General features: G+C 37.2%; 2 protein-coding genes. Both read left to right on the top strand.

The window, feature by feature from the left end:
• Positions 1–293: transposase (locus ODU55_RS11670; RefSeq protein WP_398582915.1), on the top strand; the 293-nt coding region annotated here is incomplete at its 5' end.
• Complete coding sequence (locus tag ODU55_RS11665; RefSeq protein WP_398582914.1) at positions 284–541, top strand: hypothetical protein; 258 nt, start codon at positions 284–286, stop codon at positions 539–541. The genes ODU55_RS11670 and ODU55_RS11665, both read left to right, overlap by 10 nt.
• The last annotated feature ends 190 nt before the right edge of the window (positions 542–731 follow it).

Here is a 731-nt window from a genome sequence, read left to right as displayed (position 1 = left end):
GAACGATGACAGCGGAATTATTTATCAAGTGGTATCAGGAGCAGCTATTGCCATCCTTGACAGAACCCCATGTCATCATTATGGATAATGCAGCTTTTCATCCCAAGAAACAACTAGATGAGCTTGCAGTGGCTAAGGGGCACTATTTTCTTCCGCTTCCACCTTATTCCCCTGAACTTAACCCAATTGAACGATTCTGGGCTGGATTGAAAAGAAAAGTGGCTGAGTTATTGAGGAGATTTCAATCGGTTGAGTATTCTTTGGAATGCTATTTTAAAACTAAATGGCTATAAAAGAAGATTCTTTTGTCAAAACTTCAACAGATTTCTATGTTTACAATTTCTCTAAATTGATTATTGACAAGGATGGTATTGTTACACTAGAAGCACCGAGTGAAGTAGATAAAGATAAAATGGTTAAGCTATCTGCTCAGTCGGATCATTTTTATCGTGATAGTATCAATGATGTCTATGCAAGTTTGACTAATCTCGAGTATAGGGATGTTACAACAGAGGTGAAATCTGCTGGTAACAGATGGTAAGAATAGTTTGAAATGAAGGAACACTGAGAATGAACCCACTGAAAAAGTCATCAACTTGATGGCTTTTTTGCTATACTAGAGTCGAGGTGATTCCTATGCTTGATAATCAAATTCAGTTAGATCTTAGTTCCTATTCTCCCCTGTATGATATTGTTGTTCCCAAAAATCATTTTTTACGGCAGCTAACGGA

The sequence above is a fragment of the Streptococcus sp. 2022WUSS037 genome, assembly GCF_044427225.1.
GTDB lineage: Bacteria > Bacillota > Bacilli > Lactobacillales > Streptococcaceae > Streptococcus.
The sequence above is the reverse complement of the archived record's forward strand: the minus strand, read 5'-3'. Positions and strand labels throughout refer to the sequence as shown.